A 15,625-nucleotide genomic window follows, 5' to 3' on the forward strand; every position below is an offset into this window, starting at 1 on the left:
CGGCGCTGACCGGGCCTGCAGGCGCGGCATCAGCCGCGTCACGGATCGCGAGGGAAACGCCGCCGGCATCCCTTGATCGCCCGGCGCAGGCACGGAGCCGGAGACGGGCGGACGCCGCCGAGCCCTGCCGCGTCCCACGCCGGCCGGCGCGGGACGCGAGGGTTCAGCCGCCCGGACCCCAGTAGCCCAGCTCCCGGCGGATCTGCAGCGCGCGCAGGCGTCCCCCCCAGGGCTTCGATCGCAGCGGACCCAGACGACCGGCCAGCAGATCCTCAGTGGCGGCGATCACGCGCTCGCTGGCGCGGCCATCGCGCAACGGATGGATCGCATCGGCGTACGCGGCCAACGCCGCCTGCAACTCCGGTGTGGGTGCGAATGCGCGCTGCAGCATCTGCGGCAATGCCGATGCATCGTCGAAATCGAGCATGTGCGGTTTCGGAGCGCGATTGCGGAACGTCACCACCGGTTTGCGCTGCACCACGAACTCGGACACCACCGACGTGGTGTCGGCGACCAGCACGTCGGCGGCACGCTGCGCAGCCACCAGTTGTTCGGTCTCGAAAAACGCCGCGTTCGGCCCTTCCAGCGTCCGATAGCGCTCGAACAGCGCGGGCGGGCATTTGGGGTGCAGGGTCAGCAGCCAGTAGCGATCGCCGCGCGCGACCTCGGCGGCGATGGCCTCGAACAGGTGCGGCGCGGCGCTGAGCCGCTCGGTGAACGTGGAGGCGAACAGCACCACCGGGCGCCCGTCGGCCGGCGCGCGCAAGGCCGCCGCGGCACCGTCGTCGTCGCGGAACAGCGGATCGAGCTTGGGCCAGCCGGTCTCGACCACGGCGAAATGGCGATGGCGCGCGGCCAGCTCGACGAAGGGCGCGGTGGTCGCCGGCCCCTGCGTGCAGTACAGATCGAACAAGCCGCGCACGCGGAAGTGGCCGCGCGCGTCGTCGCGCTTCTCGACGTTGAACCCGTGGAACAGCTGGACCTTGGCACCGGAAACGAACGGCGGCACCCAGTTGGCGGCGCTGAACACCGCCCGCGGACGCAGTGCCACCGCCTCACGCAGGCCGACCATGCGCACCGGCTCGGGAAGGCGCGCGGAGGCCGCACCGTCGGCGAACCAGGCGTGGACGCCGTGACCGGCGGCTTGCAGCGCCTGCGCCAGCGGTTGCAGGATGGGCAGCGCATAACGCTCGGTCGCAAACAACAGGTAGTCCGCCATCAACGCTTCCCGTACTGAATCCATGGATGCCGTCGCGACCCGCCGCGTGCCGCTTTCGGCGGTCATTATCACGTTCAACGAGGCCGACCGCATCGCCGACTGCATTGCCTCGTTGGCGTTCTGCGACGACGTCGTGGTGGTGGACTCGCATTCCACCGATGCCACCGCGCAGATCGCCCACGACCTCGGCGCACGCGTGCTGCTGCGGCCGTTCGACGGCTTCCGCAGCCAGAAGCAGTTCGCCGTCGAGCAGGCGCGCCACGACTGGGTGCTGTGCCTGGACGCCGACGAACGCATCAGCCAGGAGCTGGCCGCGGCGATCGCGACGGCGCGGGACGCGGGGTTCGATGCCGCCGGCTACCGCTTTGCCCGCCTGTCACAGTACTTCGGCAAGTTCCTGCGCCGCGGGAATGCCTATCCCGACCGGGTCTTGCGCCTGTTCGATCGCCGCCGCGGCGGCTGGCGAGGCACGCGCGAGGTGCACGAGGCCGCCAGCGTCGACGGCCCGGTGCGCACCTTGCACGGCGACCTGATCCACTACCCGTACCGCTCGCTCGAACAGCAGCTGGCCAAGACCCAGCGCTACGCCCGCATGATGGCCGAGCACGACCACGCACGCGGCAAGCGCGCCACCGTGGCCAAGCTGGTGCTGTCGCCGGCCTGGCGTTTCTGGCGTGGCTACGTGCTGCGGCTGGGCTTCCTGGACGGCTGGCACGGGTTGGTCTACGCCTACGTGCGTGCCAACTACGTGCGGCAGAAGACGATCATGCTGTGGATGCTGCAGAACGGTCAGCCGGTGACCACGCCCGAACGCTGAACGCGATGGCGGCCCGCGCCGCCCTGGCGTCCGGACCCTGACCCAACTGTCAGGCCCGCCGGACAAAAAAATCGGACAACTCCGTTCAGAATTGGCGCGATCAGTCGCATCGCGCCATGCCGTTCCGTGCCACTATCCGCCGCTGCCGGACGCCCCTCCATTCGAACCATGCGGAATCCCGGCATTCCGCATCCCCCCGAAGACCACGCAATGAATCGAATCCTCGTCACCGGCGGCGCCGGCTTCCTTGGCTCGCACCTTTGCGAGCGTCTGCTGCGCGACGGCCATGACGTGCTGTGCGTGGACAACTTCTTTACCGGCAGCAAGCGCAACGTCGCCCACCTGCACGGCAGTCCGTTCTTCGAGGTGATGCGGCACGACGTCACGTTCCCGCTCTACGTCGAGGTCGACCGGATCTTCAACCTCGCCTGCCCGGCCTCGCCGGTGCACTACCAGTTCGACCCGGTGCAGACCACCAAGACCAGCGTGCACGGCGCGATCAACATGCTCGGCCTGGCCAAGCGGGTGAAGGCGCGCATCCTGCAGGCCTCGACCAGCGAGGTGTACGGCGATCCGGAAGTGCATCCGCAGCCCGAGGGTTACTGGGGCAAGGTCAACCCGGTCGGCATCCGCAGCTGCTACGACGAAGGCAAGCGCTGCGCCGAAACGCTGTTCTTCGACTACTACCGCCAGCACCAGCTGGACATCAAGGTGGTGCGCATCTTCAACACCTACGGCCCGCGCATGCATCCCAACGACGGGCGCGTGGTCAGCAACTTCATCGTGCAGGCGTTGCGCGGCGAGGACATCACGATCTACGGCGACGGCAGCCAGACGCGCAGCTTCTGCTACGTCGACGACCTGATCGAAGCCAAGGTGCGGATGATGGAGACCGAGACCGGCTTCACCGGTCCGGTCAACATCGGCAATCCGGTCGAGTTCACCATGCTGGAGCTGGCCGAACTGGTGCTCAAGCAGGTCGGCGGCAAGTCGAAGCTGGTCTATCGCCCGCTGCCTTCCGACGACCCGCGCCAGCGTCAGCCGGACATCTCGCTGGCCAAGGAAAAGCTCGGCGGCTGGGAACCCAAGGTCGCGCTCGAAGACGGCCTGCGCGAGACCATCGCCTATTTCCGCAAGCTGCTTGCCGAAGGGAACCCGGCATGACCACGTTCGCCGTCATCGTCACCAGCTACAACTACCGCGCCTTCGTCGAAGAGGCCGTCGACAGCGCGCTGGCACAGACCCGTGCGCCTGCGCAGGTGATCGTCGTCGACGACGGCTCCACCGACGGCACCCCGGACCTGCTCCAGCAGCGCTACGGCAGCGACCCGCGGGTGACCTTGCTGTGCGGCGCGAATGGCGGCCAGCTGGTCGCGTTCCAGCGCGGCATGGCGGCGGCCAACGCGGACGTGATCTGCTTCCTCGATGCCGACGACCGTTGGGCCCCGGACTACCTCGCGCGCATTGGCGAGCTGTACGACAGCCGCAAGGACGTCGACTTCGTCTTCTCCGACATCAGCCTGTTCGGCAACGAGCAGCGCACGATCGGCTACGACGAGTGTGCCCGCGACCTGGGCTACACCGCGATCAGCACGTTCTCGCTGACCCACTGGTACGGCGCGCCGACTTCGGCGTTGTCGCTTCGCTCGCTGTGGGCGCGGCGCAGCCTCGACCTGCCTGCCGATCTCAACCACACCTGGCGCCTTTCGGCCGACAACTGCCTGGTCTACGGCGCCAGCGTCCTGGGTGCGCGCAAGTACTACCTGCCCACCGGCAGCGTGGGTTACCGCATCCACGGGAACAACGGCTGGTGGTCCAACCGCACGCCGACTGCGAACTTCCTCAACCGCCTGCGTTCGCGCGGCCTGATCGCGCACTACGCGCGGATCGCGGGGATCGACGACTCCTGCCTGCACCTGGCCAAGTACGAGTACAAGACCAAGCCCGACCCGAGCTGGGACGAAACCAAGCGCTACGCGGGGCTGGCCTGGGCCGGTCGCGGCGCGCCGTGGTGGAAGCGTGGCGAACGCGCGATCTCCATCCTCATGGGCCGCCGCAAGGGTCGTTGAGCCGCGGCGCCATCGCGGCCCCATCCCATGAAGTTGCTGCTCACCAACTTCCACGACGGCGACGGCGGCGGTCACACGACGTACGTGCTGGCGCTGGCGCGAGGGCTTGCCCCGCGCCATGAGGTGCACGTCGCCGCGCCCGAAGGCAGCCGCCTGTACCGCGAGGCCGCCGCGTCACTGGGCGTCCACGCGCTGGCGCAGGCGTTTCCGAACGGGCTCAAGCGTCTGGCGGCCCGTCTGCGCGCCCGCGCGCAACTTGCCGCTTACCTGCGCGAGCACGATTTCGACGTGGTCCACGTCAACGGATCGGCGGACCACCGCCTGGTGATGTCCGCTTTGCGCGGCCTGCCGCAACGGCCGCGCATCGTGTTGACCAAGCACAACTCCAAGCCGATGACCGGCCTGGGCCACGCCTGGCGAGCCCGGCGAGGCACCGACATGGTCATCGCCGTGTGCGACCACACCCGCACCGAACTGGCCGGCACCGCGTACCGACGCTGCCTGCACGAGACCGTGCACAACGGGGTCGACATCGCTCGCTACGCGCCGTGGCCCGCGTCGCAGGCGGCGACCGAGCGCCGGCGCTGGGCGGACGACGACACGTTGCTGCTGGGCAGCAACGCCGGCACCGCGACCTACAAGGGTTGGATGGACCTGGTCGAAGCGCTGGCGGCCCTGCCGACGGAGCAACGCACCCGCGTTCGCGTGCTGCTGGCCGGCAAACCGCCCGGCAGCGAGCAACGTGCACGCATCGAGCAGTTGGGGCTCAGCGCGCAGGTGCAGTTCACCGGCCTGCTGGACGACGTGCGCCCGGTGATCGCCGCGATCGATGCCGGGTTCGTGCTGTCGTGGGATGTCGAGACGATCTCGTTCGCCTGCCGCGAGATGATGGCGATGGCGCGGCCGGTATTGGTCAGCAACTACGCTGGCCTGCCCGAGAACATCCAGCCCGACATCGACGGCTGGGTGGTACCGGTACGCGATCGCACGGCCATCGGCGCCGCGATCCAGCACCTGCTGCGCGTGCGCGACCAACTGCAGGGCATGGGTGCGGCAGCACACGCGCATGCCCAGGCCGAGTTCGGCCTGGAGCGCTTCGTGGATCGCACCGAGGCGGCATACCAGCGCCTTCTGGACGCTACGCCCGGCTAGCTAGCACGGCTCTCGTAGGGCGCATTAGCCGAAGGCGTAATGCGCCGGATCGGACGCGCGATGAAGGTCCAACCTCGACACAAACAAATCCGGCGCAATGCGCTTCGCTTATTGGCGCCCTACGAGTGCACCTTAGGCCTTGGCAAATGCCGAAGCTGCTTGGTCGATCTGCGCTGCCCTCGGGATGGCCGCTGGCGCACTGACCGCGATGGCGAGCGATGGGTATCACGATGCTCAACCCATCCTACGGGGCTGCGCCCGGCGGGCGATCTGGGCTCGGCCCAGCCTGGGCCGCCAGCCGCCCGTGCCTCGCATCCGCGCCCGCAAGAACAGACTTGTGCGTTCAGACAGCTAGCCACACGTGACGGCGACTAGCCGCCGTCGTCGGCATCGCCGTCGTCGTCCGACGCAGCACTGGGGGGCGCCGTGGGTGTCAGCATCGCATCCGCACACGCGGCGGTGGCCGCTCCCGGCAGCAGCCACCAGCTTCGGCGATTGGCATTGCCCAGCGCCTGCGCATGTCGCCGGTCGATGCAATCGACCATCGCCGCATCCTGCACCAGCAACCACCGCGATGCCGGCCGCTGCGCCTGCCAGGCCAGGCCCCGCCGCATCTGTTCGTCGAAGGGACGCTTGAAGCCGAACTCGGCGACCGCGCGATCGGCCATCAACAGGTGCTGCTCACGCCAGGCCACCAGGCCGAGCTCGGCGTCCGCACCGATCCGCCGGCCGACCGCGACCATCAGCCCGCGTGCCGACGAGGAGTCGTTGAGCAGCGGCGCCCCGATCAGCCCGAACAACACCCACAGGCCGGCCAGGGTGGAGACCAGCGCCGCGATCGGCCGCCGGCGACCGAACCACAGCACGCTGGCCACGCCCCAGGCCCCGATGGCGACCAGCAGGCCGGCAAGCGCCAGGGCTTCATTCTCCAGGCCGCGCTGCGCCACGAGGTGCCGCTCGAACCCCGGATCGCCGAACCACATCGTCAGACCCGCCACCAGCGCCACGCCGCCCAGCGCCGCGGCAAACCCCAACGCCAGCCGGCGCGGCCACACGCGCCGCAGCAGACCCGGCAGCAGCGGCGCCAACGCCAACGCCGCCATCGGCAGGGCCGGCAGGATGTACATGTCGCGCTTGCCGCTGGGAATGGTGAAGAACACCAGCACCAGCAGCCACCACGCCAACGGCAACAGGTAGCGCGGGTCGACGCGACGCAGTCGCCGGCGCCACGCCGGCACCGCCCACGGCAGCGCCAGCGCGGTGGGCAGCCACATGGTGGCCATGACCTCCAGGAAGTACCAGGCCGGTTGTGCGTGGTGCCAGGAGGCGGCGTAACGCTTGGCGGTCTGGCGCAGCAGGATGTCGTCCATGTACGTCCGGTAGTCCGGCGACCCATTGCCCAGCGCGGCCACCAGCATTGGCACCAGCCACACGCCGCAGGCCGCAACGAACGCGAGCGGACCCAGCCAGAACCGAGGGTGGGTGGCGTACAGGCGCACCGGCCAACCGCGTACTGCCGCGATGCCGGCCGGAACCAGCATCAGCAGCGCGATCGCACCGACCCCCTTGCTGATGGTGCCGAACCCGGCCGCCGCCCACCCCAGCGCCCACATCGACCAGTTCGGTCCGGGATCGCTGCGCGTGGTGAGCACGTGCCGCAGAAGTCCGTAGTTGGCCAGGGTGATCCAGAACACCACCAGCGGGTCGATCTGCGCCTTCTTGGCCTGCCAGGTGAACTGCAGCGCCAGCAACACCGCCCAACCCGCGTACAACCCCACCCGGCGGGTCCACAGTCGGCGGCCCAGGTCGATCACGCACCACAGCGTGCCCAGCGCGGCCAGCAACGACGGCAGCAGGAAGGCCACGCGCCAGTTGCCGATCACCGTGTAGGCGGCGGCCTGCAGCCACATGAACAACGGCGGCTTGTCCGAATACAGCTCGCCGCCCCGGTGTGGGAACAGCCAGTCGCCGCTGTCGACCATCTGCCGCGCGACCAGCGCAAAGCGCGGCTCGTCCGCCGGCCAGGGGTCGCGCAGGCCCAGTCCGGCGCCCAGCACCAGCACGGCCACGATCCAGAACAACCAGGTTTCACGCGAAATCGCGGTTCTCGCCAGGCGCGGCATCTGCAGGGGCACGATCAGGCTTTCCACGGCGTTTCGACGGAGCGCAAATGATAGCCAGACGATGTAAGCGTTCTGTCGGAAGTGCCAGCGGCGCGGCTTGCGCGTCTTGGCGATTGCTCGGACTGCGGTGAACGCGCCGTCGCCGCGATCGGCCGTAGCGCCCGGGCGGTCGTTGCACCGGCCCCATCCAAGGGGCCCGATGCGATGCGCCGGTGCGGGGCCCTGTACCGGCCTCGCCCAGCAGGGGCGGCGTCAGGCCTTGGCGGACTTGCGCAGCCGCGCGTAGAAGAACCCGTCGCCACCGCCCTCGCCGGGCAGGCGTTGGTAACCGGCGGGCACGCCGTCGACGGACACGGCTCGGCCGAAGCGTCCGTCGAGTGGCTCGAGCGCGGCATCGGCGGTGCGCGCCAGGAACGCCGCGACCTGCGCGTCGTTCTCGGCCTTGAGGATCGAGCAGGTGGCGTACAGCAGCACGCCACCGGGGGCGACGGTACGCCACAACGCATCCAGCAGACGGGCCTGGGTGGCGACCAGCGCGGCCATGTCGGCTTCGCGACGGTGCAGCAGCACATCGGGCTGGCGCCGCACCACACCGGTGGCGGAACACGGCGCGTCGAGCAGCACCGCGTCGAACGGCACGTCGTCCCACCACGATGGCAGCGCGGCAGCGTCGGCGGCCAGCAGACGGCCTCGCCCACCCAACCCCAACCGGGCCAAGCCAGTGCGCATGCGCCGCAACCGCGCGGCGTCGATCTCCAGCGCCACCAGCGAAAGCTCGGGGTCGCGCTCGAGCAGGTGCGCGGCCTTGCCGCCAGGCGCCGCACACGCATCGAGCACACGGGCACCACGCACGGGTGCCAGCGCGTCGACAACCAACTGCGCCGACGCGTCCTGCACCGACACCGCGCCTTCGTCGAAGCCCGGCAATGCCGCGACGGCCACCGACTCTTCCAGGCGCAGGGCATCGGCCAGCGCCGGCACGGTCGTGGCCGCGATGCCGGCGTCACGCAGCTGCGCGGCATAGCCGTCGCGATCGACGCGGCGCGCGTTGACGCGCAGCCACATCGGCGCCGGAATCGCGCTGGCGTCGAGGATCCCCGCCGCGTCGTCACCCCAATCGCGCTGCAATTGCTCACGTAGCCATTGCGGCCAATGCGCGTGCGGGTCAACCGCCGGCAGGCCTTCGCGCTGGGCACGGCGTAGCAGCGCGTTGACCAGTCCGGCGTGGTGTTCGAAGCCGAGCATGCGCGCAGCCTCGACGGTCGCGGCGACAGCGGCATGCGCAGCAAGCCCGAGCGGATCCAGCTGGGCGAAACCGGCAAACAACAAGGTGCGCACGCGTGCGTCGCGCTTGGGCAGCGGCCGCGCCATCCATGCGTCGACGGCGGCGGCGTAGCGCTGCGGTTGGCGCAGCACGGCGAAACAGATCGCCTCGACCAGCGCGCGGTCGCGCGGGTCGCGCAGCGGCGGCAGGGCGCTGGCCAGTTCGGCCTTCAGCGAGCGCCCGCGGTGCAGCACCGCGTCAAGTACGTCGGCGGCAATCGCGCGAGGCGCGGCACCGGCGCTCATGCGGTCCTCAGGTCGGCGCGACCATTGAGGTAGTCGGCGGCACTGACCGGCTTGCCACCATCGCGTTGCAACGTGCGGATGCGCAGCGCGCCCTTGCCGCAGGCGATGTCGATGCCCTCGCGGCTGGCCAGCAACAGGGTGCCGGGCGTGGCTCCGTGGATCAACGCAAGCGCGGTGGCGGCGTGGACGCGCACGCGCTCACCGGCAACCGTGCCCTCGGCCATCGGCCAGGGGTTGAACGCACGCACGCGGTTGGCCAACTCGGTCGCAGGACGACTCCAGTCGAGCCGGGCCTGGGCCTTGTCGAGCTTGTGGGCATAGGTGACGCCGCGCTCGGGCTGCGGGCGCGGCACGGGGCGAATGCCCGCGCGCAGCAGGCCCAGGCCGTCGGCGAGCACCTGTGCGCCGAGCGCGGCGAGGCGGTCGTGCAGCGCGCCGCCGGTGTCCTCGCCCACCGCCAGCGACTGCGACAGCAGCACCGGACCGGTATCCAGGCCCTTCTCCATCTGCATCAGGCACACGCCCGACTCGGCGTCGCCGGCCTCGATGGCGCGCTGGATGGGCGCGGCGCCGCGCCAGCGCGGCAGCAGCGAGGCGTGAACGTTCCAGCAGCCGTAAGCGGGGATGTCGAGCACCGACTGCGGCAGGATCAGGCCGTAGGCGACCACGATCATCAGGTCCGGCTTCAGGGCGCGCAGGGCGTCCTTGGAAACCGTCGTGCGGAAATTCTCCGGCTGCAGCACCGGAATGCCGCGCGCGAGCGCTTCGCGCTTGACCGGCGACGGGGTCAGCTCACGGCCGCGACCAGCCGGCCGGTCGGGCTGGGTGTAGACCGCCACCACCTCGCCGCGCTGGGCGGCCGCGCGCAGGCACGGCACGGCGAAGTCGGGTGTGCCGGCGAAGACGATTCTCATGGGCGGTCAGGTCGATTGGGGGCGTCGCGCACGGCGTGCGCTGCGGGGGAGGACGGGAGCGCACAACGAACAGGCACGCCGACCACGCCAGGAGACGCGGCCGGTGGACGTCGGCGCGAGGCGGGGACATCGCACATCGTACAGGCCGCACCGCGGCCGGCCTGCGGCACCCCGCGATGGCTCAAGCGGCGTTGCGACGCGCCTTGGCGAGCTTCTTGCGGACCATTTCACGCTTGAGCGGCGACAGGTAGTCGACGAACAGCTTGCCCAACAGGTGGTCCATCTCGTGCTGGATGCAGACAGCCAGCACCCCGTCGGCCTGCATTTCAAACAGCTTGCCGTCGCGTCCGATCGCGTGCACGGTGATCGTGTTGGCCCGGGTGACGTCGGCGAAGATGCCGGGGACCGAGAGGCAACCTTCCTGGTAGACCTGCTCGCCATCGTGGGCGGTGATCACGGGATTGATGAAAACCAGCGGCCGGTCGTTCTCTTCGGACACGTCTATGACCATGAACCGCTGGTGCACGTCGACCTGGCTGGCCGCCAGGCCGATGCCGGGAGCGGCATACATGGTTTCGAACATGTCATCGATCAACTGCTGGAACGCGGAATCGGTAATCCGGGCAGGATCGACGGCAACGGCCTGCGTTCGCAGGCGCGGATCGGGGAATTCGAGTATTGGAAGCAGGGCCATGGCGTCAGAAATGGGGGCGTCTGTCACAGACACAATCAGTGGCAGTGATTGTAACGCCGATGGGGCCCCCAAAAGCTTGCAACCGCGCGTATCTTCTGGGCTATAGTGCCCGGGCCCCCGCCGTCAATGGTGGGCCGGCAAACCTGCAAGGGGAATCAGGTAGATGGCTGCCATACTTAAACCGATCCGCGCGGTTGTCACTGCTGCGCTGCTGACCGTTGCCACCTACGGCGTCGCCGCCGAAATGTCTGGCAACCATCCCGACACCTACGTGGTGAAACGGGGCGATACCCTGTGGGATATCGCCGGCCGTTTCCTAAAGCGTCCGTGGCTGTGGCCGGAAATCTGGCAAGCCAATCCGCAGATCAAGAACCCGCATCTTATTTATCCGGGTGACGTGATCTCGCTGGCCTACCTCAACCGCGTCGCGGTCGAGCCGGGTCCGCGCGCGGAAGCGCCGCTCAACGCGATCCCGCTGTCGGACGTCGAGCCGTTCCTCAAGAACCTGCGCGTTGTCGACAAGGTCGACGACATGCCGTACGTGGTCGGTCTCGAAGAAGACCGCCTGCGCAGCAGCGAAGGCCAGCTCGTCTACGTCAAGGGCCTGCCGAGCGCGCAGCCGGGGCAGCGTTACGCGGTGGTTCGTCCGACCGTGCGCTATACCCGCGTGGATCGCGATGAATGCTGCGATATCCACAAGGCCGATGACCTCGACTTCCGTGGTCGCCGCACGATCAACTTCGAAGACTTCTGGACCAGCCGCCTGGTTGGCGAGAACGGCACCGAACTGCTCGGCTTCGAGCTGATGCAGCAGAATGTCGGCACGATCACCCGCGGTGAAGTCGGCGGAATCGAGGCCAGCACCCTGCTGCTCGACCGGGCCGGTCGTGAAGTGCGCATCGGCGATCGCCTGATCCCGGTCGAAGCACAGCCGTACGACCTGCAGTTCTTCCCGCACCCGCCCAAGCAGCAGCTCGAGTACGGCCGTGCCCGCGTGCTTGCAGTCGCCGACACCCTCACCAGCGGTGGGCCGCGTGACGTGATCGCGCTGTCGGTCGGCACCCGCGACGGCGTCGACAACGGCACGGTGTTCTCGACCTGGCGCGTTGGCAGCGAACCGGCGGACCGCATTCGCTTCGGTGACAGCCGTAGCGAGGACACGATTCCGCGCAGTGGCCACGTTCGCCTGCCGGACGAGTACGCCGGTCACGTGATGATCTTCAAGACCTTCGAACGTGTCAGCTACGGCCTGGTGATGGACAGCGTCAAGCCGACCCGCGTCGGTTACGAACTCAAGCACCCGGACGCCGCGTACTGATTCGCGGGCTTTCCCTACGGTTTGAAGCGACGGCGCCCTCGGGCGCCGTCGTCGTTTCCGGGGCAGGCTGCCAGCATGCCGACCGAACCCCGCGATGACGCCATTGCCCTGCTGCACCTGCTGTTCGCCGGCGGCGCCAGCGCGCCGCGGCGACGACTGCTCGACAACTGGCAGTCACCCCTGGCCGCACTGTCCGCGTCGGTGACCAGTTGGCGTGATGCCGGACTGGACGACGCGCAGATCGGGGCTCTGCGCAGGCCTCCACCCAGGTCGGCGCTGGCGCGGGCCCTGGACTGGCTCGACCGGGAAAGCCATCACGTGATCGGCTGGCACGACGCCGACTACCCGCCACCGTTGCGGGAGGCAGCCAGCCCGCCGCTGGCGCTGTTCGTTTCCGGCGACCCCGCCCTGCTGTGGCGCCCCTCGGTCGCCGTCGTCGGCAGCCGCACGCCCAGTCCGGGTGGGAGGGACCACGCCATCCGCTTCGCGCATGCGCTGTCAGCCGCAGGCCTGGTGGTTGGCAGCGGGCTGGCCGCAGGCGTCGACACGGCCGCGCACGAGGCCACGCTGCGCCAAGGGGGCCACACGTTTGCCGTGCTCGGCACCGGCCCCGACACCGCCTATCCCGCCACCAACATCGGGCTCCATGCCCGGATCGCGGGACTGGGGGCGCTGGTCAGCGAGCACCCGCCCGGCACGCCAGCACGCAAAGAGCACTTCCCCACACGCAACCGGATCCTCGCCGGGCTGAGCCTGGGCACGGTGGTGATCGAGGCCGCCGCCCGTTCTGGCGCACTGATTACCGCCCGGCTGGCTGCCGAGGCCGGGCGCGAGGTGTTCGCATTGCCCGGGTCGATCGACAACCCGCACGCCCGCGGCTGCCACCGCCTGATCCGCGATGGGGCGCTGCTGGTCGAGACGCCCGAGGAGATCGTCGAAGTGCTCGCCCCGTTGGCCGGACGGCTGGCCGGCGACTTGCGCCAGCGCCTGCCCGCCCCCATCACGGGGCGCAACGATAGCGCCGCCGTCGCCTTCCTTTCGGGTCCGCCAGGCCCTCCCGTGATCCCGCCACCACGGGGCGATGACTACAACACGTTGTGGCGCGCACTCGGTCACGACCCTACCGATATGGATGAACTGGCGCAGCGCACCGGATTGACGCCCGCCGCCCTGTCCTCCATGCTGCTGCTCATGGAGCTTGAGGGCCACGTGGCGGCACGACACGGCCGCTACCACCGCAGTCGCTGAGTTGGCCCCATGGCCGGCTGGCGGCACGTCAGCAACTCCAGCCCACCGCGCCGCAAGCGGCGCAGGCCGAGGGGAAATGAAAGAGAGCATCCTGGACGTCCTGCTTTACCTGTTTGAGCACTACTTCACCGAAGACGCGGACCTCGTCCGCGACCGCGACTCCCTGCAAAGCGGCCCGCTGTTCGATGAGCTGGGCCAGGCGGGCTTCAGCCCCGCCGAGATCAACAAGGCCTTCGACTGGCTTGATGCGCTGGCGCGTCAGCGTCCCTCGGCCAGCGTGCCGCGTGCCGACGGCCCGACCCGCGTCTACTTCGGCCCCGAACTCGACAAGATCGACGTCGAATGCCGGGGTTTCCTGATGTTCCTGGAACAGCACCGCATCCTCGATGCCGGCCAGCGCGAGCTGGTGCTGGATCGTGCGATGGCACTGGACCAGGACCAGATCGACCTGGACGACCTCAAGTGGGTCGTGCTGATGGTTCTGTTCAACCAGCCCGGCTCCGAAGCGGCATACGCCTGGATGGAAACGCAGATCTTCGAAGACGAGCCAGAGCCGGTGCATTGACCTGTCCGCGCGCCGGGGAGGCGCGCGGCATCGCAGGACGCGCCGCCCGTGCACTGCCGGGTGGCCTACAGGAGTTGGGGAATGACCGATTGGTACTACCACGACCCGGCACTGGGCCGCGTCGGGCCGATTGCGGCAGAGGAACTGCGCGCGCGATTCCGCGACCACCTGATCCGCTCTGAAACGCCCGTCTGGCGCCCCGGCCAGGCCGACTGGTCCCCGCTGTCGCAGTTTTCCGGCGAACTCGGACTGCCCGGCATGACGTCCGATCCGCGCCAGCCCCCGCCGCTGAATCCCCCCGCATCCCACCGCGGGACCAACGCGCCCCCCGCTACCGCGGGGCGCGGATTGGGTGGCTGCGCCATCGCCGCGATCATCGGCGTGGTCGTCGTCGTGATCCTGGTGCCGGTGATTGCGATCCTCGCCGCGATTGCCATTCCGGCCTACCAGGACTACATCCACCGCACGAAGGTCACCCAGGTCATCGTATCCACCGCCACGCTGCGCGATGGCGTGCACGCGTACGAGAGGCGTCATGACGCCTGCCCGCGCAACGGCGATGAGGGCTTCGGCGAACCCGACAGCTACGCGTCCGACACGGTTGCCAGCGTCCGCGTGGGGTCTGTCGAAGAAGGGGGGTGCGCCATGGAGATCGCCCTGCGCGGCATCGCCCCGGCGGTCGACGGTGAAACGCTGTTCTGGAAACTGGACCGTGACGCAGGAGAATGGCGGTGCCAGGGCGGCAGCGTCCCCAACAAGTTCCTGCCTGCAATGTGCAAATCCATCATCTCTGACGAGTCCACACCATGAGCCACTGGTACTACAGCGACTCCACCCGCACGCGCCAGGGGCCGGTCGATGCCGAAGCGATGGCGCAACTGCACCGCGAGGGACGACTGGCGCCCGATACGCTGGTCTGGCGCGAGGGCCTGACTGAGTGGCAGCCATGGCGGACTCTGATGTCCGAGGTGCTCGGCACCGACGTCGCGCTCTCGCCGCCCCCCGCACCGGCGGCGATCGATGGTGAAGCGGGCTTCACGCCAGCCGCCACGCCCACGACAGCACCGGAATCGGGTGACGCAATCGATTGGGGTATCCCGGCGTCGCCACGGCCCACAGCGACCGTCACAGACGCACTGCCCGCCTCCTGGGCCACTGCCGACAGCGCCTCGCCGTACGCGCCGCCCCGGGCCACCCTGGCCGAAAGCAGCGACTATCAGGCCGGCGGCGAAGTCGTCTATGCCGGCTTCCTGAAGCGCTTCGCCGCGGTCGTGATCGACGGCTTCGCCATCACCATCGCGTACTACGCCGTGGTCATCATCCTGATGCTGGTGTTCGGCATGGGCCTTGGCGCACTGGGCAGCATGACTCCGAGCTCCGACGCCCTGCCGGCGGGCATGGTCGCGATGTTTGCCGTGATCTACGGCGTGTACCCGATCATCAGCGGGCTCTACTACGTCGGCTTCGAGTCCTCCTCGATGCAGGCCACGCTGGGCAAGATGGCGGTCGGGATCAAGGTCACCGACGGCAACGGACAGCGCCTGCGCCCGACCCACGCCCTGGGCCGCTGGGTTTCGCACCTGCTCTCGTACCTCACCCTGTACGTCGGCTACATCATGGCCGGCTTCACCGACCGCAAGCGCGGACTGCACGACATGGTCGCCAACACCCTGGTGGTGGACCGCTGGGCCTACACCGGCCGGCCGGACCTGCAGCGCCGGGAACTGGGCGTGGTCACGATCGTGATGCTGGTCCTGGCAGGCCTGGCGATCCTCGGCTATGGCGCAATCCTGGCGTTCGTCGTGGCGTTGGGCGCGATGGGCAGCAGCTGATCCAACGCGGCGCGCAGGGCCCTGCCGCGCGCGCCGTGGAGACGGCGTGAAAGCCGGCCGAGCTTGACAGGCGTGGTCGCCGCGTGATTCCACTAAATAGAGCAA

Annotated in this window: 14 protein-coding genes; 9 read left to right on the forward strand and 5 right to left on the reverse strand. The window is 69.1% G+C overall.

The features are described from left to right. Window positions 1-163 precede the first annotated feature (163 nt). Window positions 164-1,222, reverse strand: a complete 1,059-nt coding sequence (locus EER27_RS09000; protein ID WP_190285726.1) for a CDP-glycerol glycerophosphotransferase family protein — start codon at window positions 1,220-1,222, stop codon at window positions 164-166. Window positions 1,223-1,241: 19 nt separating this feature from the next. Between EER27_RS09000 and EER27_RS09005 the strand changes: the two genes are divergently transcribed. The 4 genes from EER27_RS09005 (at window position 1,242) to EER27_RS09020 (ending at window position 5,257) form a co-directional block, all read left to right on the forward strand. Next, complete coding sequence (locus tag EER27_RS09005; protein WP_190285715.1) at window positions 1,242-2,036, forward strand: glycosyltransferase family 2 protein; 795 nt, start codon at window positions 1,242-1,244, stop codon at window positions 2,034-2,036. A gap of 210 nt (window positions 2,037-2,246) precedes the next feature. Then, complete coding sequence (locus EER27_RS09010) at window positions 2,247-3,200, forward strand: UDP-glucuronic acid decarboxylase family protein (RefSeq protein ID WP_123087681.1); 954 nt, start codon at window positions 2,247-2,249, stop codon at window positions 3,198-3,200. After that, on the forward strand, window positions 3,197-4,105 hold the full coding sequence (locus EER27_RS09015; protein ID WP_123087683.1) for a glycosyltransferase family 2 protein: 909 nt from the start codon (window positions 3,197-3,199) through the stop codon (window positions 4,103-4,105). The genes EER27_RS09010 and EER27_RS09015 overlap by 4 nt, the downstream gene beginning before the upstream one ends. A 27-nt stretch (window positions 4,106-4,132) precedes the next feature. After that, entirely contained in the window at window positions 4,133-5,257 is a 1,125-nt protein-coding gene (locus EER27_RS09020) for a glycosyltransferase family 4 protein (protein ID WP_123087685.1), read from the forward strand. Between the two features lie 371 nt (window positions 5,258-5,628). Here the strand turns inward: EER27_RS09020 and EER27_RS09025 are convergent, their stop codons facing one another. From EER27_RS09025 to def, 4 genes are all read right to left on the reverse strand, one after another. Continuing rightward, window positions 5,629-7,371 (reverse strand): ArnT family glycosyltransferase, encoded by a 1,743-nt coding sequence (locus EER27_RS09025; RefSeq protein WP_425480828.1) that lies wholly within the window; start codon window positions 7,369-7,371, stop codon window positions 5,629-5,631. 261 nt (window positions 7,372-7,632) lie between these two features. After that, on the reverse strand, window positions 7,633-8,949 hold the full coding sequence (gene rsmB, locus EER27_RS09030) for a 16S rRNA (cytosine(967)-C(5))-methyltransferase RsmB (RefSeq protein ID WP_123087687.1): 1,317 nt from the start codon (window positions 8,947-8,949) through the stop codon (window positions 7,633-7,635). Next, window positions 8,946-9,863: a methionyl-tRNA formyltransferase gene (gene fmt, locus EER27_RS09035; RefSeq protein ID WP_123087689.1), complete on the reverse strand. Its 918-nt coding sequence runs from the start codon at window positions 9,861-9,863 to the stop codon at window positions 8,946-8,948. The genes rsmB and fmt overlap by 4 nt, the downstream gene beginning before the upstream one ends. Before the next feature lie 181 nt (window positions 9,864-10,044). Further along, window positions 10,045-10,557, reverse strand: a complete 513-nt coding sequence (gene def / locus EER27_RS09040; RefSeq protein ID WP_123087691.1) for a peptide deformylase — start codon at window positions 10,555-10,557, stop codon at window positions 10,045-10,047. Window positions 10,558-10,729: 172 nt separating this feature from the next. Here def and EER27_RS09045 point away from each other — a divergent pair, with 172 nt between their 5' ends. From EER27_RS09045 to EER27_RS09065, 5 genes are all read left to right on the forward strand, one after another. After that, window positions 10,730-11,875 carry a LysM peptidoglycan-binding domain-containing protein gene (locus EER27_RS09045; protein ID WP_123087821.1) on the forward strand — a complete coding sequence of 382 codons (1,146 nt, stop codon included), beginning with the start codon at window positions 10,730-10,732 and terminating at the stop codon, window positions 11,873-11,875. Between the two features lie 75 nt (window positions 11,876-11,950). Next, on the forward strand, window positions 11,951-13,123 hold the full coding sequence (dprA, locus tag EER27_RS09050; RefSeq protein ID WP_123087693.1) for a DNA-processing protein DprA: 1,173 nt from the start codon (window positions 11,951-11,953) through the stop codon (window positions 13,121-13,123). 76 nt (window positions 13,124-13,199) lie between these two features. After that, a complete protein-coding gene (locus EER27_RS09055; protein WP_123087695.1) occupies window positions 13,200-13,688 on the forward strand; it encodes a DUF494 family protein in 489 nt (162 codons plus the stop codon). Window positions 13,689-13,769: 81 nt separating this feature from the next. After that, window positions 13,770-14,498, forward strand: a complete 729-nt coding sequence (locus tag EER27_RS09060) for a GYF domain-containing protein (protein ID WP_123087697.1) — start codon at window positions 13,770-13,772, stop codon at window positions 14,496-14,498. Further along, entirely contained in the window at window positions 14,495-15,520 is a 1,026-nt protein-coding gene (locus tag EER27_RS09065) for an RDD family protein (protein ID WP_123087699.1), read from the forward strand. The genes EER27_RS09060 and EER27_RS09065 overlap by 4 nt, the downstream gene beginning before the upstream one ends. Window positions 15,521-15,625 lie beyond the last annotated feature (105 nt).

The sequence above is a fragment of the Montanilutibacter psychrotolerans genome (assembly GCF_003719825.1).
Taxonomy (GTDB): Bacteria; Pseudomonadota; Gammaproteobacteria; order Xanthomonadales; family Xanthomonadaceae; genus Montanilutibacter; species Montanilutibacter psychrotolerans.

What these genes read in the sequence shown, in the direction of transcription:
- EER27_RS09020 (WP_123087685.1), top strand. Translation starts at nt 4,133, where the DNA reads ATGAAGTTGCTGCTCACCAACTTCCACGACGGCGACGGCGGCGGTCAC.
- fmt (WP_123087689.1), bottom strand. Translation starts at nt 9,863, where the DNA reads ATGAGAATCGTCTTCGCCGGCACACCCGACTTCGCCGTGCCGTGCCTG.
- def (WP_123087691.1), bottom strand. Translation starts at nt 10,557, where the DNA reads ATGGCCCTGCTTCCAATACTCGAATTCCCCGATCCGCGCCTGCGAACG.
- EER27_RS09015 (WP_123087683.1), top strand. Translation starts at nt 3,197, where the DNA reads ATGACCACGTTCGCCGTCATCGTCACCAGCTACAACTACCGCGCCTTC.
- rsmB (WP_123087687.1), bottom strand. Translation starts at nt 8,949, where the DNA reads ATGAGCGCCGGTGCCGCGCCTCGCGCGATTGCCGCCGACGTACTTGAC.
- EER27_RS09065 (WP_123087699.1), top strand. Translation starts at nt 14,495, where the DNA reads ATGAGCCACTGGTACTACAGCGACTCCACCCGCACGCGCCAGGGGCCG.
- dprA (WP_123087693.1), top strand. Translation starts at nt 11,951, where the DNA reads ATGCCGACCGAACCCCGCGATGACGCCATTGCCCTGCTGCACCTGCTG.
- EER27_RS09010 (WP_123087681.1), top strand. Translation starts at nt 2,247, where the DNA reads ATGAATCGAATCCTCGTCACCGGCGGCGCCGGCTTCCTTGGCTCGCAC.
- EER27_RS09005 (WP_190285715.1), top strand. Translation starts at nt 1,242, where the DNA reads ATGGATGCCGTCGCGACCCGCCGCGTGCCGCTTTCGGCGGTCATTATC.
- EER27_RS09055 (WP_123087695.1), top strand. Translation starts at nt 13,200, where the DNA reads ATGAAAGAGAGCATCCTGGACGTCCTGCTTTACCTGTTTGAGCACTAC.
- EER27_RS09060 (WP_123087697.1), top strand. Translation starts at nt 13,770, where the DNA reads ATGACCGATTGGTACTACCACGACCCGGCACTGGGCCGCGTCGGGCCG.